Below are 23,140 nucleotides of genomic sequence, written 5' to 3' on the forward strand. Positions count from 1 at the left end.
TTAGCATGATCGCCTCAATAACTCGACTGTTGCGGTATTGATGAGCTATCAGGTTCTTGCCCGTAAGTGGCGTCCTCAAACCTTTACCCATGTTGTCGGTCAGGAACATGTCCTGACCGCGTTGGCTAACGGCCTTTCTCTAGGCAGAATCCATCACGCTTATTTGTTTTCTGGCACTCGTGGTGTTGGGAAGACGACAATTGCCCGTTTGCTGGCAAAAGGGCTGAATTGCGAACAGGGCGTGACGGCAACGCCGTGCGGCCGGTGTGATAACTGCCGAGAAATCGAACAGGGTCGTTTTGTCGATCTAATCGAAATCGATGCCGCGTCTCGCACAAAAGTAGAAGATACACGCGATCTGCTGGATAACGTGCAATATGCCCCAGCGCGTGGGCGATTCAAGGTGTACCTGATTGACGAAGTACACATGCTATCTCGTCACAGCTTTAATGCACTGCTGAAAACGTTGGAGGAACCCCCTCCACACGTCAAATTTTTGCTAGCGACCACCGATCCGCAGAAACTGCCGGTGACCATTTTGTCGCGCTGCCTGCAATTTCACCTCAAAGCGCTGGATGTCGAACAGATTCGCGCGCATTTGGAACTGGTATTACAGGCGGAAAATCTGGTCAGTGAACCACGAGCACTGCAACTCTTGGCGCGCGCTGCCGATGGTAGCTTGCGTGATGCTCTGAGTTTGACCGATCAGGCGATTGCCATGGGGCAGGGGCAGGTCACGACCGTTTCCGTCAGCCAAATGCTCGGTACGTTGGACGACGAGCAACCGCTAGCGCTTATCGAAGCGCTGGCGAAAGGCGATGGCGCACAGGTGATGTCGCTGTTAGATCAGGTTGCGGCACGCGGTGTGGACTGGGAATCGCTGCTGGTGGAAACCCAGACGCTGTTACACCGTATTGCGATGGTTCAACTGCTGCCAGCAGCGCTGGGCGATGATTACGCTGCTGTTGAAGCGCGTATGCGAGAGTTGGCCCGTGCGCTACCGCCTGCGGACGTGCAGCTTTACTATCAGACGATACTCATTGGCCGCAAAGAACTGCCTTTTGCGCCCGATCGCCGGATGGGCGTGGAAATGACGTTGCTGAGAGCGTTGGCGTTTCATCCCAGTCAGATAATTGCCGAACCTGTTGCACCAATAAGCGTCGCGCCAGTTCAGGCTACGCGAGTGCCTTCTATTCAGCCTCCTGTGCAACAGCCCGTAGCTACAGCATCGGCGACGGTTCGTGTGCCAGTGTCGCAACACGCTGAATCTCATAACGACGTGCTACCGTCGTCTTATTCTCCCGAACTGCCGATGGATGTCTCCGCGTATGCACCGCCGTTAGGGGAACTGACGGCTTCGGCCAGCGCCGCGGAGCAGCATGGTGAGAGCGAACTGCCTGATGCGACGTCTCAACTGCTACAGGCTCGCAGCCAGCTACTGAGAAAGCAGGGGAGTACGCCACCAAAAAAGGCTGAACCGGCAGCGTCTGACAACACGCGGCCGGCAACTTCAGCGCTGGAGCGATTGGCTTCGGTAACTGAGCGTAGCATTCAACGGCAAAACGCGAAAACCTCGCCTTCCGAACCCAAAAAACCGGAAGCGTATCGTTGGCGGGCGCAAAACAAGGTTGATGAGGTGAAGGCCGATGTGGCGACGCCAAAGGCACTGCGTTCGGCCTTAGAGCACGAAAAGACGCCGGAGCTGGCGGCACGGCTGGCGGAAGAGTCGCTGGAGCGGGATGCCTGGGCGGCGGAAATCCATCGCCTGACGTTGCCAAAGCTGGTACAACAGCTGGCGCTTAATGCGTTTAAAGAGAGTGAGGAAGCAGGTAAAGTCCATCTTCATCTGCGTTCATCCCAGCGGCATCTGAATTCGCCTGCGGCGCAAAAGACGCTGATAGATGCATTGACGGCCCACTACGGGCATCCTGTAGAATTACTGATTACTGAAGACGACAACCCGGCGGTGCGGACGCCGCTGGAGTGGCGTCAGGCTATCTATGAAGAGAAGCTGGCGCAGGCGCGTCAGTCGATCCTGGCCGATACGACGATTCAAACGCTGCGGCGTTTCTTTGATGCGGAACTGGACGAAGAAAGTATCCGCCCTGTTTAACCGCTGCGAGTGCGCAGCCCGACGTGATAGAGAGAAAACTATGTTTGGTAAAGGTGGAATTGGCAACCTGATGAAGCAAGCCCAGCAGATGCAGGAAAAAATGCAGCAGATGCAGGAAGAGGTGGCGAATCTGGAAGTCACGGGTGAATCAGGTGCCGGTCTGGTGAAAATCACAATTAACGGTGCGCATAACTGCCGTCGCGTTGAAATCGATCCAAGTCTGATGGAAGACGACAAAGAGATGCTGGAAGATCTGATCGCTGCGGCGTTCAACGATGCTGCGCGTCGCATCGCTGAAACGCAGAAAGAGAAGATGGCAGCGGTTTCCAGCGGTATGCAATTGCCGCCGGGCTTCAAGATGCCGTTCTAATGCAGACCAGTCCGCTTCTTGAATCATTGATGGAAGCGCTGCGCTGCCTGCCGGGCGTTGGACCCAAATCGGCGCAGCGCATGGCGTTTCAACTACTGCAACGTAACCGCAGCGGTGGTATGCGTCTGGCGCAGGCGTTGACGCGGGCGATGTCCGAAATCGGCCACTGTAGCGATTGTCGGACATTCACCGAGCAGGACGTTTGTGCGATTTGCTCGAACCCGCGCCGCCAGCAAAATGGGCAGATTTGCGTGGTAGAAAGCCCGGCTGATATTCATGCGATTGAACAGACGGGGCAGTTTGCTGGCCGTTACTTTGTGCTGATGGGACATTTGTCGCCGCTGGATGGCATCGGCCCAGATGATATCGGTTTGGGGCGGTTGGAAGAGCGCCTGCAAGTGGAATCGATCAGCGAAGTTATTCTGGCTACCAACCCGACGGTAGAAGGTGATGCTACGGCGAACTATATCGCTGAACTCTGCGCGCAACATGGTGTGATGGCCAGCCGCATTGCACACGGTGTTCCCGTTGGCGGTGAGCTGGAAATGGTCGATGGCACAACGCTTTCTCATTCGCTCGCAGGTCGTCAGCCTTTCCGGTTTTAATCTGTCGGCTGTCAGCGTCATTCTCTGACAGCCGCGTCTTCTTTTCTTCTCCCACCATTTTCTTGAACCGCTGAAATTTACCCCTTGAAATCATCCTGATTTATCCCCATCTGGTACTTATCGTCAGTTTAATCAGCCTGAATAATATTAGGATTGAGGTAAGCAACAATGAGTATGAAAGGCCAAGAAACTCGCGGGTTCCAGTCCGAAGTTAAGCAACTCCTGCATTTGATGATCCATTCGCTTTATTCCAACAAAGAAATTTTTCTGCGTGAATTGATCTCCAACTCCTCCGATGCGGCGGACAAATTGCGCTTTCGCGCGCTGTCTACCCCTGAACTGTACGCAGGCGATGGCGATTTGCGCGTGCGAGTGTCTACCGATAAAGAAAAACGAACCCTGACGATTTCTGACAACGGTATCGGCATGAGCCGTGATGAGGTGATTGATAACCTTGGTACGATTGCGAAGTCTGGCACCAAGGCCTTTCTGGAATCCATGGGTTCTGAGCAGGTTAAAGATAGCCAACTTATTGGTCAGTTCGGTGTGGGCTTTTACTCCGCGTTCATTGTTGCGGATAAAGTGACCGTGCGTACCCGTGCTGCGGGCGCGAATGCCGATCAGGGCGTGTATTGGGAATCTGCCGGTGAAGGCGATTACACTATTGCCGACATCACCAAAGACGATCGCGGTACGGAAATCACGCTGCACCTGCGCGAAGGTGAAGACGAGTTTCTGGATGATTGGCGTGTGCGTTCTGTCATCAGTAAATATTCCGACCATATCGCGCTGCCGGTAGAAATCGAATCCCGGACAGAAAGTGAAGAAGAAGGCGGTGAGTCCACCGTTAGCTGGGAAAAGATTAACAAGGCACAAGCTTTGTGGACGCGCAGTAAATCTGAAGTCAGCGATGATGAGTACAACGAATTTTATAAGCACATCTCCCATGACTTTACCGATCCGCTGAGCTGGAGCCACAATCGTGTGGAAGGTAAGCAGGAATATACCAGCCTGCTTTACATCCCTGCGCGTGCACCGTGGGATATGTGGAATCGCGATCATAAACACGGTCTGAAATTGTACGTTCAGCGCGTCTTTATTATGGATGATGCCGAACAGTTCATGCCGAATTACCTGCGTTTTGTGCGCGGCCTGATTGATTCCAACGATCTGCCGTTGAACGTTTCCCGTGAGATTTTGCAGGACAGCCGTGTGACGCAGAACCTGCGTAATGCACTGACTAAACGCGTGCTGCAAATGCTGGATAAACTGGCGAAAGACGACGCGGAAAAATACCAGGCGTTCTGGCAACAGTTTGGTCTGGTGCTGAAAGAAGGCCCGGCGGAAGACGGCAGTAACCGTGAAGCGATCGCGAAATTACTGCGTTTTGCTACCACGCAATCTGACAGTTCTGCGCAGACGGTATCGCTGGAAGATTACGTCAGTCGAATGGTAGAAGGTCAGGACAAGATCTACTACATCACCGCAGACAGCTATGCTGCGGCGAAGAGCAGCCCACATCTGGAGCTGTTCCGTAAGAAAGGTATTGAGGTATTGCTGTTGTCCGAGCGTATTGACGAGTGGATGATGAGCTACCTGACCGAGTTTGACGGTAAATCCTTCCAGTCTGTCAGCAAGGCGGATGATGCGCTGGATAAACTGGCTGATGAAGAAAACGATGCGCAGAAAGAAGCACAAAAAGCGCTGGAGCCGTTTGTTGAGCGTGTGAAAACCCTGCTGGGCGAGCGCGTTAAAGATGTGCGTTTCACCTACCGTTTGACCGACACGCCTGCGATTGTCGTGACTGATGCGGACGAGATGAGCACACAGATGGCAAAACTGTTCGCCGCCGCTGGTCAACAGGCACCGGAAGTGAAGTACATCTTTGAACTGAACCCGGAGCATGCGTTAATTAAACGTGCAGCCGACGTTTCTGATGAAGCTGAATTTGGCGAGTGGGTTGAGCTGCTGCTTGATCAGGCGTTGCTGGCCGAACGTGGCACGTTGGACGATCCGAATCTGTTCATCCGCCGTATGAATCAGCTGTTAAGTGCCTGATAGTGATGTCCTTCAGATCCCGGTGCCAACCGGGATCTTCCCCGACTTTTACGCTTCCTTCCTCTGACGAGGGTTTATTCGTCTACACTAAATGGCAACATTGGGCAGGCGGCAAACCGTATTTTTAGGTATCTGGCTTTTTTTCATCTGCCTATACATTGCTGAAGCGAGCCCGTTCCTTGAGCATAAGCGTCTGGAATGGTATGGTTTAGCGTTTTTCAAATTTATTTTATAAATATTACATAGCAAGGGGATTTACGCGATGCGTATTATTCTGCTGGGCGCTCCGGGCGCAGGCAAAGGTACTCAGGCTCAATTCATCATGGAAAAATACGGTATTCCGCAGATTTCCACGGGTGACATGCTGCGTGCTGCGGTAAAAGCGGGTACTGAATTGGGCAAACAGGCTAAAGAAATCATGGACGCGGGTAAACTCGTCACTGATGAACTGGTCATTGCTCTGGTTAAAGAACGCATCGCCCAGGACGATTGCCGTAATGGTTTTCTGCTGGATGGCTTCCCACGCACTATTCCACAAGCTGATGCGATGAAAGACGCTGGCATCAATGTGGATTACGTTATCGAATTCGCCGTTCCTGACGAACTGATCATCGATCGTATCGTTGGCCGTCGCGTGCATGCGGCATCCGGTCGTGTCTATCATGTAAAATTCAATCCGCCTAAAGTTGAAGGCAAAGATGACGTGACAGGCGAAGATCTGAGCATTCGTAAGGACGATCAGGAAGATACCGTGCGTAAACGTCTGGTTGAGTACCATCAGCAGACTGCACCGTTAGTTTCTTACTATCAAAAAGAAGCTGATGCGGGTAATACGCGCTACTTCAAAGTAGAAGGTACGCGTAAAGTGGAAGAAGTTCGCGCAGAGCTGGAAACTATTCTGGGCTAATTTTTCTAGTGAACTGAGTTCCACCCTCTGAATGCCAGATAATCGTCTGGCATTTTTTCGTTCTGAAACCCTCTCTTGTTTATTTTCCTCTATTAGTAGCATTGGTATTACCCCTGTTATCTACCCGTATTTGTTTAGCTTTTTTTCGCTACAATATACCCGTCATACTTCAAGCTGCATGTTCGTTGGCTTCCCTTGCTCACCCCAGTCACTTACTTGTGTAAGCTCCTGGGGATTCGTGCGGTTGCCGCCTGCCTGCAACTCGAATTATTTAGGGTATAGACACTTGATGTTACGCACTGGCGGGCTGAAAGAAAGCTTGCTTCTCCACAAAAGGAAGACGGCGATGAAACAAGAGAAATACGGCGTGCTGATGGTGAACTTAGGAACACCCGATGCCCCAACGCCGCAGGCGGTAAGACGTTATCTGGCTGAGTTTCTGAGCGATAGACGTGTGGTGGATACGCCGCGTTTGCTCTGGTGGCCTCTGCTGCGCGGCATCATACTACCAACTCGCTCACCGCGAGTGGCAAAGCTCTATCAATCGGTCTGGATGGAAGGGGGATCGCCGCTGTTGGTGATTAGCCGCCAGCAGCAGCAGGCACTGGCTGCACGCATGCCGGAAACGCCCGTTGAGCTGGGAATGAGCTATGGTTCTCCTAGCTTGCGTTCAGCGCTGGATAAGTTACTGGCGCAGGGGGTAACGCAACTGGTGGTCTTGCCGATGTATCCGCAATATTCCTGCTCAACGACTGCCGCCGTGTGGGATGGGCTAGCTGCGCAACTGCGTGATAATCGTCAACTGCCTGCGATTCGCTTTATCCGTGATTACGCTGAACATCCTGCCTATATTGCGGCACTGAAGCACCGCGTTGAACAGTCTTTTGCGGAGCATGGTGAACCGGACAGACTGGTGATTTCTTATCACGGTATCCCTGTGCGTTATGCCAATGAAGGGGACGACTATCCTCAGCGCTGTCGGGCGACGACAGAGGCACTGATTGCTGCGCTGGGGCTGCCGGAAGGAAAAATAATGATGACCTTCCAGTCGCGTTTTGGCCGTGAGCCTTGGCTGACGCCGTATACGGACGAAACCATGCAGGGGTTGCCTGCGCAGGGCGTTAAACATATTCAGATTATGTGCCCGGGTTTTGCTGCTGACTGTCTGGAAACGTTGGAAGAAATTCAGGAACAGAACCGTGAAATCTTCCTGCACGCAGGTGGAGAGGCTTTCCACTACATTCCTGCGCTCAATGATGATCCGCTGCATATCGATCTGCTGGAACAGTTAGTCGGAAAAAATGGGTAAGATGGTGTCTGTTTGGTGGTGCTTGACGATATCGCGTCTGCATCTGAGAGCATAAAAAAATGGCGGACATAATGTGTCCGCCATTTTTTGTATTCAGTAGTATATAGCTACTTAGATAGGACACGCCTGAGGTGCTGGTGGAATTTCATCCAGCTTCAAGAGTGTAATCATACTGTTGGCGATTTCCCGCTCTCCCATTACCACCTCGTTCGCTCCGTGCTCGGTAATGTAGCTGACTTCATCGTCATAGTGCGCACGCGCGATAATCTCCAGATCGGCGCGCTTCTCACGGGCTGCTGCGACGATTTCCCCGGCTTCATAGCCGTTTGGAATCGTCAGTAATAGCCAACGAGCACAGTCGAGACGAGCAATATCCATAATTTCAGGTTTGGTGGCATTACCCAATACGGCCTTGATTCCTTGTTCACGCAGTGCATCGACACGTGTGCGTGAATTCTCAATGACTACTACGGGAATTCCAGCCTGATGCAACTTGGCACCAATAAGACTACCGACGCGGCCATAGCCGACCAGTAGCGCGTGGTTGCACATATCGACAGGAATCTGTTTCTCTTCCTCAATCGCTTCTTCCACAATTTGCTCTTCTATTGTTTCGTTCTTCGCCAGATAGCGTTCAAGCAGCGTAAACAGGAGCGGGTTTATCATGATGGAGAGAATGGCACCAGCCAGTACCAGATTTCGTCCTTCTTCAGACAACAGCCCTAACACAATGCCGAGCCCGGCCAAAATAAAGGCAAATTCACCGATCTGCGCCAGACTGGCGGAAATCGTTAATGCCGTCCGTTTTGAGTGACCAAAGAGACGAACCAGCACGAAAGCGGCCGCTGACTTACCGAACACAATGATTGCCAGTGTGATCAGCACGGAAATGGGGTCGTTCAGTAGGATCATCGGATCAAACAGCATTCCGACGGAAACGAAGAACAGTACAGCGAAGGCATCGCGTAGCGGCAAGGTATCGTGCGCTGCCCGCTGGCTGAGTTCTGATTCGTTCAATACCACGCCAGCGAAGAATGCACCTAGAGCAAAGGAGACATCAAACAGTTTCACTGCGCCAAAGGCAATACCCAATGCCATCGCTAACACTGCCAGCGTGAAAAGCTCGCGTGATCCGGTGCTGGCGCTTTTTGCCAACACCCAGGGCACCAGACGGCGGCCTACTACAATCATCAGGGTGATAAACGCAATGACTTTACCGATGGTCCAGGCTAAGTCAGCCAGCAGTTTGCTGGTATCGGCATGTTCAGATCCGATCATGTCGCCGAAGGCGGGCAGCAGGACTAGCGTAAGCACCATAGCCAGATCTTCTACGATCAGCCAACCGATGGCGATTTGACCACGTTGGCTATCAATAAGCTGACGTTCTTCCAACGCACGTAGCAGAACCACGGTACTGGCGGTAGACAGACAGAGGCCAAAAACCAGGCCGCTCGCCAGGTTCCAGCCCAGCATAGTGGACAACCCCATTCCAAGCAGCGTTGCCACAGCTATCTGGGCTATTGCACCGGGAATGGCGATGGACTTTACCGCCATCAGGTCTTTCAGAGAGAAGTGCAGGCCGACGCCAAACATCAGCAGGATTACGCCGAGTTCAGCCAGTTCTGATGCCAGTGACGTATCGGCGACGAAGCCGGGGGTAAAAGGACCGACAAGTACGCCTGCGGCAAGGTAACCAACAAGGGGAGAGATGCGCAGGCGGTTTGCCAGAATGCCAAGAAGGAAGGCAAGAACCAGCCCCCCGGCGATAGTAGAAATTAGCGGTGTTGCAGCATGCATCCCAACTCCTTGTGCCATAGGTGAAACGTAATTGAGCGGATTTACCCTTCTTGCCTTGAAGCTGCAACGTAGTTAGCAGTACTTACGCATCCTTATCACTTTTATTATATGTATCGAAAAGTGTATTGGGAGGTGTTCGTTTGCTGTCTGCCTGCAACGCCAATTATTCTGGGTATACATAAATTCTATTGCATGTAGAGAAATGTTGCTTGGATAAAAGTGGTATTTTATGAAAAATATCAGTTTCTCCAGCTAAAGATAGTGTAACACAGATTTAGTGATGGTTTCTGGTGATAAGCATTGATAAACATGCGTAATTATTCTGATAGCGTAATGTTCTTGACTGTAATGCCTCACTGCTTTTCACTGTATTCAGTGAAAAAAAATTTTCTACCGGTGTAAAACCCCGGAAAACAGAGGATAAACGGTATGATGCTGGGTTATTCCGATGAAGCATCCATATTAACAAGAGTTCATGACGGCGCGACGACAGTGCCAGGTCAGTACGATATGACTCTAGCTACGATGCCTAATCTGATTTTGTCGGCTATCGCACATTGCTGACGAACGGCGTGAACGTGCTTGGCGCATTGTTCATCTGGCTGTGATAATTTGTGCAATGAATTTCTCAGTGGTTCCACTGCAGTTTTAAAATAAACGGAGATTTATCATGCGCTTTTCACTAAAAGCTCTGGGATGTGCGATGGCGGTATCGCTGGCGCTAACGCCTGTTATGTCAATGGCTTGGGAAAAAGACAAAACATACGCCATCACTATTTTGCATACGAATGACCACCACGGCCATTTCTGGCATAACGATCACGGCGAATATGGTTTGGCGGCACAAAAAACGTTGGTCGACCAGATTCGTCAGGAAGTGGCGAGCAAAGGTGGTAGCGTATTACTACTTTCCGGCGGTGATATTAACACCGGCGTACCTGAGTCCGATTTGCAGGATGCAGAGCCTGATTTTCGTGGTATGAACATGGTTGGCTATGATGCGATGGCGCTTGGCAACCACGAATTCGATAATCCACTGTCTGTGCTGCGTCAGCAGGAGAAATGGGCAAAATTCCCGCTATTATCGGCTAACATCTACCAAAAAAGTACTAATCAGCGCTTGTTCAAGCCTTATGCCCTGTTCGACAAGCAAGGTGTAAAAATCGCAGTTATCGGCCTGACAACGGATGATACGGCCAAATTAGGCAATCCTGAGTATTTTACCGATATCGAATTCCGTAATCCTTCGGCGGAAGCGAAGCAGGTTGTTGAGCAATTGCGTAAGAGCGAAAAACCGGATGTGATTATTGCCGCGACGCATATGGGGCACTATGACGATGGTAATCACGGCTCTAACGCGCCAGGTGATGTGGAAATGGCGCGTAGCTTACCTGCTGGCTATCTGGACATGATCGTTGGTGGTCACTCGCAGGACCCGGTCTGTATGGCGCAGGAAAATAAAAAACAGGTGGATTATGTGCCGGGTACGCCTTGTGCACCCGATCGCCAGAACGGCACCTGGATTGTTCAGGCGCATGAGTGGGGTAAATATGTCGGTCGTGCTGATTTCACATTCCGTAATGGCGAATTGAAGCTTGAACACTATCAACTGATACCGATCAACCTGAAGAAGAAAGTAGAAAAAGACGGCAAAACCGAACGTGTGTTCTATACGCATGAAATCGCACAGGATTCTGACGTCATGAAAATGCTGACGCCGTTCCAGGAAAAAGGGCAGGCGCAACTAGGTATTAAGATTGGTAGCGTGAAAGGCAAGTTGGAAGGCGATCGTAATCAGGTACGTTTCCGTCAGACCAATTTGGCTCGCGTGCTGCTGTCAGCGCAGCTTGAGCGTGCAGAGGCAGATTTTGCCATTATGAGCGGCGGCGGTGTGCGTGATTCGATTGAACCGGGTGATATCACTTATAAAGATGTACTGAAGGTTCAGCCATTTGCGAATACGCTGGTTTATATCGATATGAAAGGCAGTGACGTCGAAAAATATCTGGCTGTTGCCGCCAATAAAAAGGTGGATTCTGGTGCCTATGCACAATTCCTTAACGTCAGCCTGACGGCCGATGGTCAAGGTGTGCAGAACGTGAAAATCAAAGGCGAACCGTTGCAGGCCGATAAAGTTTATCGTATGGCAACGCTGAACTTTAATGCGATGGGGGGCGATGGCTACCCGCGTCTTGATAATCTACCAGGCTATGTGAACACTGGCTTTGTCGATGCGGAAGTGTTGAAGCAATACATCGAGAAACATTCTCCGCTGGATGCAGAAGCCTATGCCCCGAAAGGTGAGATTGTTTATAAATAACTGATAATAATAGCGGTTTTTTCCCCTTTTCTGGTGGCGAAAACCGCTGTTTTTTCTCTGAGGGATCTTCAAGAAATATGTTTTATTTAGTCCCTTAGCTGTTAAATTGAAATAATATAATTAATTGATGTGACTTGTTAAATTATATTATTTTTTTCTTAATTCGCTTTAAAATAGTTCCCCCGCCAAATAAACGACACTCCTGATGCCTTTTATCAACGGAGTCGTCAGCACCATGAAAGATATTAATATTGAAATCAACGTCTGTGACAGCACAGGTAAATCCACATGTACCGTTCACCCTCCTATCCTGATTAATCCTCACACTTGCTGCCATTCTGATAACGGAAGCGGGCAAGAACCCGGCGTTTCGGGTGTCGCCTCTGTATTCGGGCGGACTGGTGTTGTCACTGCCCAGTCTGGAGATTATACGGCCGATCAGATTACCGAAACGGCCACCAGAAAATTTGTCACATCGGATGAAAAAGCAGTCTGGAATGCGAAGCAGAATGAGTTAATTTCTGGCACTACTATCCGTACGCTCTTTGGCCAGTCATTGTTGGGCAGCGGTGATCTTTCACTAACGCCAGCGCAAATGGGTGCAGCCGCGGTAGGACATACTCATACCACAGCGGAAATCACCGACTACACGCAAAAAACAAAACAGCTCATCCATTCCTCACTGGAAGCAGGAACAGGCGTGACGTTGAGCTATGACCCTGCGAATGAGAAAACGGTAATTAGCGCCACGGGCGGCGGTTCCGGCAGCGGCAGTTCCGGTTATGTTGTCGCAGACAGACAGGGCGCAACGGCAGGACAAAATCACGTGTTCAGCATTAGCCCACAAAATAAATTTAATCTCGCGGCGTATGCGCTGAAAGAAGACGCGGGTACGGTAAATCAGACTTATGTTGTTGATGAGTTTAATGCATCGAGTGAGTCAAATTATAATACAACGGCAGATGTTATTTTTGATGGCTCGGTAAATTTATACCGCGGTGGGGTTTCCTCGCTGGTTTATGATGGTAGTAATTTCAGTCACGTTATCCCTAATGAAGGGAAGAATATAAGTATTATGTCGATGACATCATCATTAATTCCGTCCATGACGTCTGACACTAATCTCGGTAATTATGTATTTGGCTCTAGTGGTAATTTTATAGAAAATGGTTTTGAATATAAACCATATGTTCTATTTGATAATGATCCTGATACTAATTGGTTTTCTGATCACCGTAGATCACCATCAGTGTCAGCGCCAATATGGATTAGTATTGAACTGCCTGAACCAGTAGTATGCACTGGATATAAAATTACAAATAGAGTTGATAGTCAATTCGTGAATTCTCCTAACTCATGGGTTTTTCAGGGGAGTTATGATGGTATTTCTTGGGTTGATTTACATTCTATTGTTGGGAATGGGGATAATATCGCCGGGTCAGTTAGAGTATTTGAGTTTAAAAATCACACAGCATATAAAATTTTTAGGATGCTAATTACTGAAAAGAATGGTTCTACAGTAGATAAATATGTTTCTTTATCTGGCTTTAAGATTTTTTCTTTGAGTAAATTTATATTTAATTTTAAAGGAAAGAACTATTCCATTCAAGGTTCAGATCTAGAGGAAATAGTGGGGGATATAGACAGTTCGACAATTGAGATGAAAGGAAATTATGTTGCTGATATTCCTGGTGTTCTCAATTTTGGAAATGATATAAGAGTTATTTCTAATGAAGACTTAAAGGTAAATATATCGTTTACTCCATATTCTCAAATAGTCATATCTAAATCACTAACACCTTTAGCTAGTTATTCCTCCATCAACTCAGCTAGTCTTGTGTCTATGCAAACTGGCAACGGCAAAGTACGTGTCGCTGTCACGCGAGATCTGGTGAACTGGCATGTCTTGCGGAATGGGGTATGGGTTGATGTTGGTGCGCTGTCAGTAGATACGGCAGGTGCAACGGCGCTGATTGCAGACGGTATGACGCCAACTGAACTCGGCGCAATTACGTTGGCACAGTGGGCGCAACTGTTTGCATCCAACAATGGCGTACCGGACTCACTTGCGTTTGCATTCGCACTTGATATCACCGATCCGGTGGCGGATGTCGCGACCATTGACCGGCTGGCGCTGAACGTCAACGATGCGTCTAGCTGGAAAGTGCAATCCCCTGCGGAAGTGGAAATCCGTTGGCGCACCGACAGCGTGACATTCCGCACCGCTACGGCGGGTAATTACAAACTGGCGTATCAGGTTCCGTAATCGCTCACGATACTCAACTCTTTACTGGCCGCGAATTTCGCGGCTTTTTTGCATCTGTGTTTCATATAAAAAGAATAAATAGATTAATAAATCACTTTAAAATAATTCCCCCGCCAAATAAACGATGCTCCTGACGCCTTTTATCAACGGAGTTATCAGCACCATGAAAGATATTAATATTGAAATCAATGTCTGTGACAGCACCGGTAAATCAACATGTACTGTTCATCCTCACACTTGCTGCCATTCTGATAATGGAAGCGGGCAAGAACCCGGTGTTTCTGGTGTCGCCTCTGTATTCGGGCGGACTGGTGTTGTTACTGCCCAGTCTGGAGATTATACGGCCGATCAGATTACCGAAACGGCCACCAGAAAATTTGTCACATCGGATGAAAAAGCAGTCTGGAATGCGAAGCAGGATGAGTTAATTTCTGGCACTACTATCCGTACGCTCTTTGGCCAGTCATTGTTGGGCAGCGGTGATCTTTCACTAACGCCAGCGCAAATGGGGGCAGCCGCGGTAGGACATACTCATACCACAGCGGAAATCACCGACTACACGCAAAAAACAAAACAGCTCATCCATTCCTCACTGGAAGCAGGAACGGGCGTGACGCTGAGCTATAACCCTGCGAGTGAGAAAACAGTAATTAGCGCCACGGGCGGCGGTTCCGGCAGCGGCAGTTCCGGTTATGTTGTCGCAGACCGACAGGGCGCAACGGCAGGACAAAATCACGTGTTCAGCATGAGCCCACAAAATAAATTTAATCTCGCGGCGTATGCGCTGAAAGAAGAAGCGGGTACGGCAAACCAGACTTATATTGTTGATGAGTTTAATGCATCGAGTGAGCCAAATTACAACGCGACTGGTGCGGTTATTTTGGATGGAAAAATGCATAAGTTTTCTGGTGAAGTGCTCAGGCTTAATAAAGATGAGGATGTCTACTCTGTGCCAGTTCGAGCAGATGGAAAATATATTAATATTTCCGTTGCTAAAAAATCTGTTGTTCCGAAGATGACATCAAATACCAATCCACTTGGATATGTTATTAGTGCTAGTGATATGTCCAGACCTCAATTTTTACCTTACTTTGCATTTGATAATGACAATAATTTATCTAGCAATGAATATGACTCTTGGGGCGGGCTAAATGCTGCGACTGTAGCTAATCCTCATTGGGTTAGGGTTGATCTTCCAGCCCCTGCGACAATTTCCAGTTATAGTTTTGCTAACAGGACGGCCATTTATAATAATGGTCCAAAGGACTGGATTTTTCAGGGTTCTAATGATGGTGGCAATACGTGGGATAATTTGCATGTCGTAAATAATGACATCAATAATACGCTTGGTGCTGTTCGTATTTATAGATTGCCATCCCCGGGAACCTATAAAAGTTTCCGGTTGTTTGTTACTGCTGGTTGTAATGGTAATAATTATTTAACATTGAAGAAATTTAACTTATTTCAGCCTGAAAATGTTCTAATTGGTAGCAAGGGTAAATGGTATTCTGCAAATAACGGTGTATTGACTGAGGTATCCTCGGCCGATTTTGATAGCGGCTTCATTAATTCAGGTTGGATACCAGATAAATCAATCTCTGACATGCTACCAATCAAGGTTGTTGGCAATGCTCAAATTGATTTATTTTCGTCGTATATCCCGTATACGCAAATTGCAATTCAAAAATCACTGATGCCCGCCACATGGCCTCAAATCAACTCCGCAACGCTAACAGCAACACAAACTGGCAACGGCAAAGTACGTGTCGCCGTCACGCGAGATCTGGTGAACTGGCATGTCTTGCGCAATGGGGTATGGGTTGATGTTGGTGCGCTGTCAGTAGATACGGCAGGCGCAACGGCGCTGATTGCAGACGGTATGACGCCAACTGAACTCGGCGCAATTACGTTGGCACAGTGGGCGCAACTGTTTGCATCCAACAATGGTGTACCGGACTCACTTGCGTTTGCATTCGCACTTGATATCACCGATCCGGTGGCAGATGTCGCGACCATTGACCGGCTGGCGCTGAACGTCAACGATGCGTCTAGCTGGAAAGTGCAATCCCCTGCGGAAGTGGAAATCCGTTGGCGCACCGACAGCGTGACATTCCGCACCGCGACGGCGGGTAATTACAAACTGGCGTATCAGGTTCCGTAATCGCTCACGATACTCAACTCTTTACTGGCCGCGAATTTCGCGGCCTTCTCTTTTTGATGTAGCCCCATTTTTCTCCAGCCACTCACTGCGTCATTCTAACCGCTTAGCACGCTATTCTGCCGCCTACCCAAATACCTGCTCCACGCGCGTACGCGATGACGTACTGTGCCGCCACTCTCTTCCTTATCTGAAATACGCGATGGCTCGCGTTATCGCACAACGCTTTACCAGGGTTTATTTTTCCACAGCTAACAAAATCAAACGATTGTGATTTTTAATTGAAGGATGTCTTATGAAGAGCAATTCCATTCTTAAACACATCCCCTGGATGATTCTTGGAATCATTGGGGCTGCCTGCCTCGGCGTAGTCGCACTACGTCGCGGTGAGCATGTCAGTGCCTTATGGATTATTGTTGCTTCTGTCGCCGTTTATCTCGTGGCTTATCGATACTACAGCCTGTATATCGCACAAAAAGTCATGCAGTTGGACCCAACCAGAGCAACCCCTGCTGTTGTCAATAACGACGGCCTTAACTACGTGCCAACGAACCGTAACGTGCTGTTCGGGCACCACTTTGCCGCTATCGCCGGTGCAGGTCCGTTGGTCGGGCCGGTACTGGCCGCACAGGTCGGTTACCTGCCTGGCACCTTATGGTTGCTGGCGGGGGTTGTGCTGGCGGGTGCCGTGCAGGACTTCATGGTGCTGTTTATTTCGACCCGTCGTAACGGCGCGTCGTTAGGCGAAATCGTTAAGAAAGAACTTGGTCCAGTACCGGGTACGATTGCGCTGTTCGGCTGCTTCCTTATCATGATCATCATTCTTGCCGTACTGGCGCTGATTGTGGTGAAAGCACTGGCAGAAAGCCCGTGGGGCGTCTTTACCGTTTGTTCTACAGTGCCGATCGCGCTGTTTATGGGTGTCTACATGCGCTTTATCCGCCCGGGTAAAGTCGGTGAAATCTCGGTGATCGGGATCGTACTGCTGGTGCTGGCAATCTGGTTTGGTGGCGTAGTGGCACACGACCCGTACTGGGGCCCAGCGCTGACCTTCAAAGATACAACCATCACCTATACGCTGATTGGCTATGCCTTCGTGTCTGCGCTGCTGCCGGTATGGTTGATTCTGGCGCCGCGTGACTATCTGGCGACCTTCCTGAAAATTGGTGTCATCGTCGGTCTGGCAATTGGTATCGTGATCCTGAATCCTGATCTGAAAATGCCAGCGGTAACGCAGTTTGTAGATGGCACTGGTCCAGTCTGGAAAGGTACGCTGTTCCCGTTCCTGTTTATTACGATCGCCTGTGGTGCGGTGTCTGGTTTCCACGCGTTGATTGCTTCCGGTACTACGCCGAAATTGATGGCTAACGAAAACGATGCGCGTTTCATCGGTTACGGTGCCATGCTGATGGAATCTTTCGTGGCGATCATGGCATTGGTTGCGGCGTCTATCATCGAACCAGGTCTATACTTCGCGATGAATACCCCGCCAGCGGCGTTGGGTATTACGATGCCAGATCTGCATAGATTGGGCACGGCGGATGCGCCAATGATTCTGGCGCAGTTACAGGATGTATCCGCACACGCGGCGGCGACTGTTAGCTCCTGGGGCTTCGTGATTTCTCCTGAGCAAATTCTGCAAACGGCGAAAGATATCGGTGAGCCTTCCGTCCTGAACCGTGCAGGCGGTGCACCAACCTTGGCTGTTGGTATCGCACACGTGTTCCACCAGATCATTCCTGGTGCTGACATGGGCTTCTGGTATCACTTCGGTATTCTGTTTGAAGCGCTGTTCATTCTGACGGCATTGGATGCGGGTACGCGTGCTGGCCGCTTCATGTTGCAGGATCTCTTGGGTAACTTCGTTCCATTCCTGAAGAAAACTGACTCGCTGATCGCGGGTATGATCGGCACCGCGGGCTGTGTCGGTCTGTGGGGCTACCTGTTATACCAAGGTGTCGTTGATCCGCTGGGCGGCGTGAAGAGCCTGTGGCCGTTGTTCGGTATCTCTAACCAGATGCTGGCTGCGGTGGCGCTGATACTGGGTACGGTTATCCTGATTAAGATGAAACGTACACAGTACATTTGGGTCACGCTGGTTCCGGCTATTTGGCTACTGATCTGTACCACTTGGGCGCTGGGTCTGAAACTGTTCAGCGACAACCCACAGTTGGAAGGCTTCTTCTACATGGCGAACATGTTCAAGGGCAAAATTGCAGAAGGTGGTGCGGATCTGAGCGCGCAGCAGATTTCGAATATGAACCATATCGTGACCAATAACTATACCAACGCCGGTCTGAGCATTCTGTTCCTGATCGTGGTGTACAGCATCATCGCGTACGGTATTAAAGCGGCGTTGGCTGCACGTAAAGTCGCTGAACGTACCGATCAGGAAACACCGTATGTTCCGGTTCCTGAAGGTGGCGTGAAAGTTTCTTCCGGTCACTAAGCCACTCGCGCCCGTCAGATTTTGCGAGACCGCTTGCAAGGCTGAACGCGAAAGATGACGGGTATAGATACCCTGTATAATGTATAACGTTATACAGGGTATTTTTTATCTAGCCGCTATTGCAGGCGATGGTCTGGAGGTAATGATGTTTGGCAATCTGGGAAAAGCAGGAAAATATTTGGGCCAGGCGGCGCGTATGCTGGTCGGTATGCCAGATTATGATACCTATGTTCAGCATATGCAGACTAATCATCCCGATAAACCTGCGATGACGTACGAAGAATTCTTCCGCGAACGCCAGCAGGCACGTTACGGCGGAGACGGCAAAGGCGGGATGCGTTGCTGTTAACGACTTGGAATCTGTTATGACTGAACCTTTATCATCTGATGTGACTAAACCCGTGTATGTCACTATTCTGACCGGGTTTCTCGGTGCAGGAAAAACCACCTTACTACGGCATATCCTGAATGCCGATCACGGTTATAAAATTGCTGTGATTGAAAACGAATTCGGTGAAGTCCCCATCGATAATACATTAATCGGTGAACGTGCTAGCCAGATTACGACGTTGAGCAACGGCTGCATCTGCTGTACACAGTCCAATGAGCTGGCTGATGCGCTGCTCGATCTGGTTGATGGTGTGGATACCGGTACGCTGGATTTTGATCACGTCATCATTGAATGCACCGGTATGGCCGATCCGGGGCCGGTGGCACAGACCTTCTTCTCGCATGACGTTATCTGTGAACGCTTTGTGCTGGACGGGATTATTACGCTGGTGGATGCCGTACATGCGCAGCAACAGCTCGATCAGTTCACTATCGCCCAGTCGCAGATTGGCTATGCAGACCGCATACTGCTAACCAAAACCGACGTGGCAGCCGAAGACGAAACGCTGCTACCGCGTCTTCAGCGCATCAATGCGCGTGCACCGATCTACTCTGTGGTACATGGCGATATCGATCTGAGCGTGCTGTTTAACATCGACGGTTTTGTCCTCAGCGACAAGCTGGATGTGAAAACGCCGGTATTTCGCTTTGTTGCACCTACGCAGAATAACGTGCAGTCGATAGTTGTGTATCTTGATGATGCCGTTGAGCTTCAGGCTGTTTCCGATGTGATGGAAAACTTGCTGCTACAATTCTCCGATAATCTACTGCGTTATAAAGGTATTCTGGCCATCAACGGTGACGACCGTCGTCTGCTGTTTCAGGGCGTTCAGCGCTTGTATAGCGCAGACTGGGACAGAGAATGGCAAGCTGATGAAGAAAGAAAGAGCGTGCTGGTGTTTATTGGTGTGGATTTACCTGAACAGGAAATCCGTGATGCTTTCGCTCGTCTGACGGCATAACGTTTCTGCCTTTTTGTGCTGGTCATTCAGGCCAGCACTATCATCTCTTCAATCCTATTCTCGTTCTATTCCTGGTTCTGCTTGTGTCGCATTCTGTCTGACGGGGGAGTGCTGATTCTCAGAATGGGAATAGTGCAATTGCCTGAAAAAAATCCTACCTTATTGTAATTATTACAAATAGAGCTAAAACGTGATCGCCCCTCGCTTTTTAATGATGTGTTGGTGATATTTTATTAAAACGATATTTCATTATTCTGCGAGGTTAAGTATGCGTAGTGGTCTTGCTCTGTCATTAATGGCTTCCTGCATCACACTGGGTATTCAAGCTGGTACGGCACAGGCGGCCAGTTCAGTGAAATTCCCGGATAAAATCTGTGACGTCACGCAATACGGGGCTGAAGGCCATCGCCTACAGATCGCGCTAAATACCGAAGCTTTCCAGAAGGCAATTGATGATTGTGCTGCGGCTGGCGGTGGAACGGTACATGTTCCTCGCGGTAACTATCTGGTCGATCCGCTGTTCCTGAAAAGTAACATCCGACTGGATCTGGCAAAAGATGCCACTATCGTCGCGTCGACCGAAGTCGCGGCGTATCGCGCGACGGAAAAAACTAAATACGCTGAAGCGGAAAATGGCTGGCTTCCCTTTATCAGTATTGCCGATGCGCAGAACGTGGCGATTACCGGCGAAGGCACTATTGATGGGCAGGGCGCTGTCTGGTGGGAGCGCTGGCGTGAGAATATTCGTGCGACTGGCAAGAAAGGCGGGACCGATCGTCCCCGTCTGATTTATATCAAAAGCTCCAGCAACGTGCTGGTGGATGGTGTCACACTCACCCATTCCCCTAGCTTCCATATTGTGATGCGTTACTCGCACGATGTGGATGTTAACGGTACGCGGATTCTGTCACCGTGGCATGCGCCGAACACCGATGCTATCGACCCGATTGATAGCCAGAACATCCGCATTACTAATAATTACATTGACTGTAATGACGACCATATCGCGATAAAAGCCGAGAAGCCGGATAGCCGCTTCCCGAATGGTGTCGTGGATAACATCTACATCGCCAACAATATCCTGAAGCAGGGACGCGGCATTTCCATCGGCAGCGAAACGTCTGGCGGCGTGAATAACGTGCTGGTTGAAAACAACCAGTTTGAAGGTTCCATGTACGGTATCCGCATTAAAACCCTGCGTGGTAAAGGCGGCGAAGTGAAAAACATCACTTACCGTAATACCAAAATGGTGGATGTCGAAATCCCGCTGGTCTTTGCCGCTTACTACAAAGCTGCGCCGATTGTGCAGGCTGAGGTAGATAAGATGCTGGCCGAAGGTGGCTTCACGATGGGTGAGCAGATTTACCCACCGGATACCGATCCAGAGCAGCCGTTCGATCAGTACAAGACGCCGCATTTCAGCAATGTGACGATCGAGAATTTGGAATCGACCGGGAAGACCAAAGCCGCAGCGTACATTATCGGCGTACCGGAAGCGCCACTCAGTGGTTTCCACTTTGATAACGTGCGCATTGATGCGGATAAAGGTATTCGCATCAGGAACGCGGAGCTACAAACCAAAGGACTGACGCTGAATGTGAAGGACGGTCTGGTGATGCAGTTGGATAAAGGGGCGAAAGTCGATCAGTAATCGATTATACCCTAAATAATTCGAGTTTCAGGACAAAACGTTAACGTTTTGAACAGCGCTTGCGCTGACCCCAAAGGGGTGAGGCCACAAGGCCGAATAACGCGGCAAGGGAAGGCATCCCGATGAGCTTACTCAAGTAAGTGATTCGGGTGACTGAGAGCAGCCAACGCACATGCAACTTGAAGTATGACGAGTATATGAAGCGGTAGCAGGGGACACACTGGCCGTGGAGTCCTCTGCTATCTGCTTCACTTTACTACCTATCGTCTGGCAGGCTACGCTTGTTTAACCGCAGTAATTAATCATGTTTGGCGATATCAGCAAAAGTGGCACGCAGTAGCCGTGCCAAATCGTTTGCCGATAGTTCAATGTCCAATCCTCGTTTACCGCCGGAGATGAAAATGGTATCGAACTGGCGTGCCGGTTCATCAATCACGGTCGGCAGTAGTTTCTTCTGCCCGAGTGGGCTGATTCCTCCCACCAGATAACCCGTTACACGCTGGGCGATGACCGGATCGGCCATATCGGCCTTTTTAGCAGACAGCGCGCGAGCGACTTTCTTGAGATCCAGCATCCCTGCGACCGGTGTGACGGCCACGGCGAGGTTTTTTGCATCACCATTCAGGGAAACAAGTAGCGTTTTATAAACCTGTTCTTTATTCAGCCCCAGCTTTCTGGCCGCTTCCTCGCCAAAGTTGGTTTCGTCACTGTCGTGGTGGTAGCTGTGTAGCGTAAAGGCGATCTTGTTTTTTTCGAGTAAATTGACTGCGGGTGTCATGACTTCACTATCCTTAAACCTTTTGTGGGCCTTATCTTACGGACGCGGTGGCACGTCATAGTGTGTTCTTTTACTGAGTTTATGAATGGCTACTTTTTAGCAGAGAAGGTAAATTTTCATCGCCATACAGATGCAGTGCGCCGACGGCCACAATGTAATTTCCAGGTGGTAGCGCCTGAAGCTGTTGTTGCCAGCGGTGGTTACGTTGACCCATCAGCAGGTCGGACATCTCATTGCTGAACGTCGCGGGAATCTCCGGTTTATATTTTCCTGGTCTGCTGTCTAGCCACCAGCCTACCATCGTTTGCAGCAGACGGGCATTGGCGTGCCAGTGTTGAATCGTATCTTCCAGCAGCAACAGGCCACCCTGAGGCAGTTGCTGTAACAGATTAACCTGCGTCTGCTGTCCTTCCAGTTCGATAACCTGAATGCCGTGAGATTTTGCAGCATTAATCAACTGATAATCAATGCCGCAGTCGGGGCGTAAGCCCAGCAGTTGGGCCTGTCTTGCTTGTAGCATCAGCGCGACCTGCCAGCCCGGAAGCGTATTGACCGTGCTCTCATCGAAAGAGAGCGATTCGCAGATTTTTTGCAACTGGCGATAGTTTTCTGGACTGAGGCGCTGTACGAGCGGTGGCTCGGCATCATTCTTACCGAAGGGGGAATGAGAATCAGAGATATCGGCTTCTACGATCAGAGCGGTTGCCTGTCGAAGTTGTTGTAGCAGCGTAGCGGGCAGCGGTGCCATATCTTGGCTGCCCATATGAATGCTGCCGACCAGATGCAACTGTCGTTTGTTAGTGAGTTGAACGTCTATCGCCGGGTAGGCATAAGCTAGCGGTGAAACAAAGCCAAGAAAAGTCGCGATCCTACGCAGCAGTTGCCCCATTGGTTCCGTCTCCTGATGTGTGAACAACTATGCTAAACGCTAGATACGGAACAATACAAGGGGTACCAATCCTAAGGGCGCGGAAGCCTACGTGTTTGGCTACTCACTTCCTATCGAT

General features: G+C 49.9%; 16 protein-coding genes. 13 read left to right on the forward strand and 3 right to left on the reverse strand.

The genetic code is table 11. The features are described 5' to 3' along the window. Nucleotides 1–40: 40 nt before the first annotated feature. The 6 genes from dnaX to hemH all read left to right on the forward strand — a co-directional run bounded on the left by dnaX (nt 41) and on the right by hemH (nt 7,362). Nucleotides 41–2,113, forward strand: a complete 2,073-nt coding sequence (gene dnaX / locus E2566_RS05985) for a DNA polymerase III subunit gamma/tau (RefSeq protein ID WP_107168387.1) — start codon at nt 41–43, stop codon at nt 2,111–2,113. Between the two features lie 40 nt (nt 2,114–2,153). Further along, nucleotides 2,154–2,483, forward strand: a complete 330-nt coding sequence (locus E2566_RS05990) for a YbaB/EbfC family nucleoid-associated protein (protein WP_010286242.1) — start codon at nt 2,154–2,156, stop codon at nt 2,481–2,483. Beyond that, a complete protein-coding gene (gene recR, locus E2566_RS05995; protein WP_014914551.1) occupies nt 2,483–3,088 on the forward strand; it encodes a recombination mediator RecR in 606 nt (201 codons plus the stop codon). Before E2566_RS05990 ends, recR begins: the two co-directional genes overlap by 1 nt. A 174-nt stretch (nt 3,089–3,262) precedes the next feature. After that, nucleotides 3,263–5,146, forward strand: coding sequence for a molecular chaperone HtpG (gene htpG, locus E2566_RS06000; protein ID WP_205942455.1), 1,884 nt, complete (start codon nt 3,263–3,265; stop codon nt 5,144–5,146). A 262-nt stretch (nt 5,147–5,408) separates the two neighbouring features. Continuing rightward, on the forward strand, nt 5,409–6,053 hold the full coding sequence (adk, locus tag E2566_RS06005; protein WP_107168385.1) for an adenylate kinase: 645 nt from the start codon (nt 5,409–5,411) through the stop codon (nt 6,051–6,053). Nucleotides 6,054–6,399: 346 nt separating this feature from the next. Then, a complete protein-coding gene (gene hemH, locus E2566_RS06010) occupies nt 6,400–7,362 on the forward strand; it encodes a ferrochelatase (protein WP_107168384.1) in 963 nt (320 codons plus the stop codon). Nucleotides 7,363–7,473: 111 nt separating this feature from the next. Here hemH and ybaL read toward each other — a convergent pair whose 3' ends face one another. After that, nucleotides 7,474–9,159 carry a YbaL family putative K(+) efflux transporter gene (gene ybaL / locus E2566_RS06015; RefSeq protein WP_107168383.1) on the reverse strand — a complete coding sequence of 562 codons (1,686 nt, stop codon included), beginning with the start codon at nt 9,157–9,159 and terminating at the stop codon, nt 7,474–7,476. A gap of 670 nt (nt 9,160–9,829) precedes the next feature. Between ybaL and ushA the strand changes: the two genes are divergently transcribed. From ushA to E2566_RS06050, 7 genes are all read left to right on the forward strand, one after another. Continuing rightward, nucleotides 9,830–11,479, forward strand: coding sequence for a bifunctional UDP-sugar hydrolase/5'-nucleotidase UshA (gene ushA / locus E2566_RS06020; RefSeq protein ID WP_107168382.1), 1,650 nt, complete (start codon nt 9,830–9,832; stop codon nt 11,477–11,479). A gap of 235 nt (nt 11,480–11,714) precedes the next feature. Continuing rightward, the gene (locus E2566_RS06025; protein ID WP_107168381.1) at nt 11,715–13,745 is read left to right on the forward strand and encodes a discoidin domain-containing protein; all 2,031 of its coding nucleotides are present in this window, start codon (nt 11,715–11,717) and stop codon (nt 13,743–13,745) included. Nucleotides 13,746–13,908: 163 nt separating this feature from the next. Next, nucleotides 13,909–15,906, forward strand: coding sequence for a discoidin domain-containing protein (locus E2566_RS06030; RefSeq protein ID WP_107168380.1), 1,998 nt, complete (start codon nt 13,909–13,911; stop codon nt 15,904–15,906). 292 nt (nt 15,907–16,198) lie between these two features. Then, nucleotides 16,199–18,352, forward strand: coding sequence for a carbon starvation CstA family protein (locus E2566_RS06035; RefSeq protein WP_107168379.1), 2,154 nt, complete (start codon nt 16,199–16,201; stop codon nt 18,350–18,352). Between the two features lie 145 nt (nt 18,353–18,497). Beyond that, nucleotides 18,498–18,701: a YbdD/YjiX family protein gene (locus tag E2566_RS06040; protein ID WP_005976130.1), complete on the forward strand. Its 204-nt coding sequence runs from the start codon at nt 18,498–18,500 to the stop codon at nt 18,699–18,701. Nucleotides 18,702–18,717: 16 nt separating this feature from the next. Continuing rightward, on the forward strand, nt 18,718–19,704 hold the full coding sequence (yjiA, locus tag E2566_RS06045) for a GTPase (RefSeq protein ID WP_107168378.1): 987 nt from the start codon (nt 18,718–18,720) through the stop codon (nt 19,702–19,704). 268 nt (nt 19,705–19,972) lie between these two features. Then, nucleotides 19,973–21,355 carry a glycoside hydrolase family 28 protein gene (locus E2566_RS06050; RefSeq protein ID WP_107168377.1) on the forward strand — a complete coding sequence of 461 codons (1,383 nt, stop codon included), beginning with the start codon at nt 19,973–19,975 and terminating at the stop codon, nt 21,353–21,355. A 298-nt stretch (nt 21,356–21,653) separates the two neighbouring features. On the opposite strand, the gene ybaK is transcribed toward E2566_RS06050, so the two are convergent. Further along, nucleotides 21,654–22,133 (reverse strand): Cys-tRNA(Pro)/Cys-tRNA(Cys) deacylase YbaK, encoded by a 480-nt coding sequence (gene ybaK, locus E2566_RS06055; protein WP_107168376.1) that lies wholly within the window; start codon nt 22,131–22,133, stop codon nt 21,654–21,656. Between the two features lie 79 nt (nt 22,134–22,212). Then, the gene (locus tag E2566_RS06060; RefSeq protein ID WP_107168375.1) at nt 22,213–23,022 is read right to left on the reverse strand and encodes a TraB/GumN family protein; all 810 of its coding nucleotides are present in this window, start codon (nt 23,020–23,022) and stop codon (nt 22,213–22,215) included. Nucleotides 23,023–23,140: the final 118 nt, after the last annotated feature.

The sequence above is a fragment of the Pectobacterium punjabense genome (genome assembly GCF_012427845.1).
In the GTDB taxonomy this organism is placed as follows: domain Bacteria; phylum Pseudomonadota; class Gammaproteobacteria; order Enterobacterales; family Enterobacteriaceae; genus Pectobacterium; species Pectobacterium punjabense.

What these genes read in the sequence shown, in the direction of transcription:
- dnaX (WP_107168387.1), top strand. Translation starts at nt 41, where the DNA reads ATGAGCTATCAGGTTCTTGCCCGTAAGTGGCGTCCTCAAACCTTTACC.
- E2566_RS05990 (WP_010286242.1), top strand. Translation starts at nt 2,154, where the DNA reads ATGTTTGGTAAAGGTGGAATTGGCAACCTGATGAAGCAAGCCCAGCAG.
- recR (WP_014914551.1), top strand. Translation starts at nt 2,483, where the DNA reads ATGCAGACCAGTCCGCTTCTTGAATCATTGATGGAAGCGCTGCGCTGC.
- htpG (WP_205942455.1), top strand. Translation starts at nt 3,263, where the DNA reads ATGAAAGGCCAAGAAACTCGCGGGTTCCAGTCCGAAGTTAAGCAACTC.
- adk (WP_107168385.1), top strand. Translation starts at nt 5,409, where the DNA reads ATGCGTATTATTCTGCTGGGCGCTCCGGGCGCAGGCAAAGGTACTCAG.
- hemH (WP_107168384.1), top strand. Translation starts at nt 6,400, where the DNA reads ATGAAACAAGAGAAATACGGCGTGCTGATGGTGAACTTAGGAACACCC.
- ybaL (WP_107168383.1), bottom strand. Translation starts at nt 9,159, where the DNA reads ATGCATGCTGCAACACCGCTAATTTCTACTATCGCCGGGGGGCTGGTT.
- ushA (WP_107168382.1), top strand. Translation starts at nt 9,830, where the DNA reads ATGCGCTTTTCACTAAAAGCTCTGGGATGTGCGATGGCGGTATCGCTG.
- E2566_RS06025 (WP_107168381.1), top strand. Translation starts at nt 11,715, where the DNA reads ATGAAAGATATTAATATTGAAATCAACGTCTGTGACAGCACAGGTAAA.
- E2566_RS06030 (WP_107168380.1), top strand. Translation starts at nt 13,909, where the DNA reads ATGAAAGATATTAATATTGAAATCAATGTCTGTGACAGCACCGGTAAA.
- E2566_RS06035 (WP_107168379.1), top strand. Translation starts at nt 16,199, where the DNA reads ATGAAGAGCAATTCCATTCTTAAACACATCCCCTGGATGATTCTTGGA.
- E2566_RS06040 (WP_005976130.1), top strand. Translation starts at nt 18,498, where the DNA reads ATGTTTGGCAATCTGGGAAAAGCAGGAAAATATTTGGGCCAGGCGGCG.
- yjiA (WP_107168378.1), top strand. Translation starts at nt 18,718, where the DNA reads ATGACTGAACCTTTATCATCTGATGTGACTAAACCCGTGTATGTCACT.
- E2566_RS06050 (WP_107168377.1), top strand. Translation starts at nt 19,973, where the DNA reads ATGCGTAGTGGTCTTGCTCTGTCATTAATGGCTTCCTGCATCACACTG.
- ybaK (WP_107168376.1), bottom strand. Translation starts at nt 22,133, where the DNA reads ATGACACCCGCAGTCAATTTACTCGAAAAAAACAAGATCGCCTTTACG.
- E2566_RS06060 (WP_107168375.1), bottom strand. Translation starts at nt 23,022, where the DNA reads ATGGGGCAACTGCTGCGTAGGATCGCGACTTTTCTTGGCTTTGTTTCA.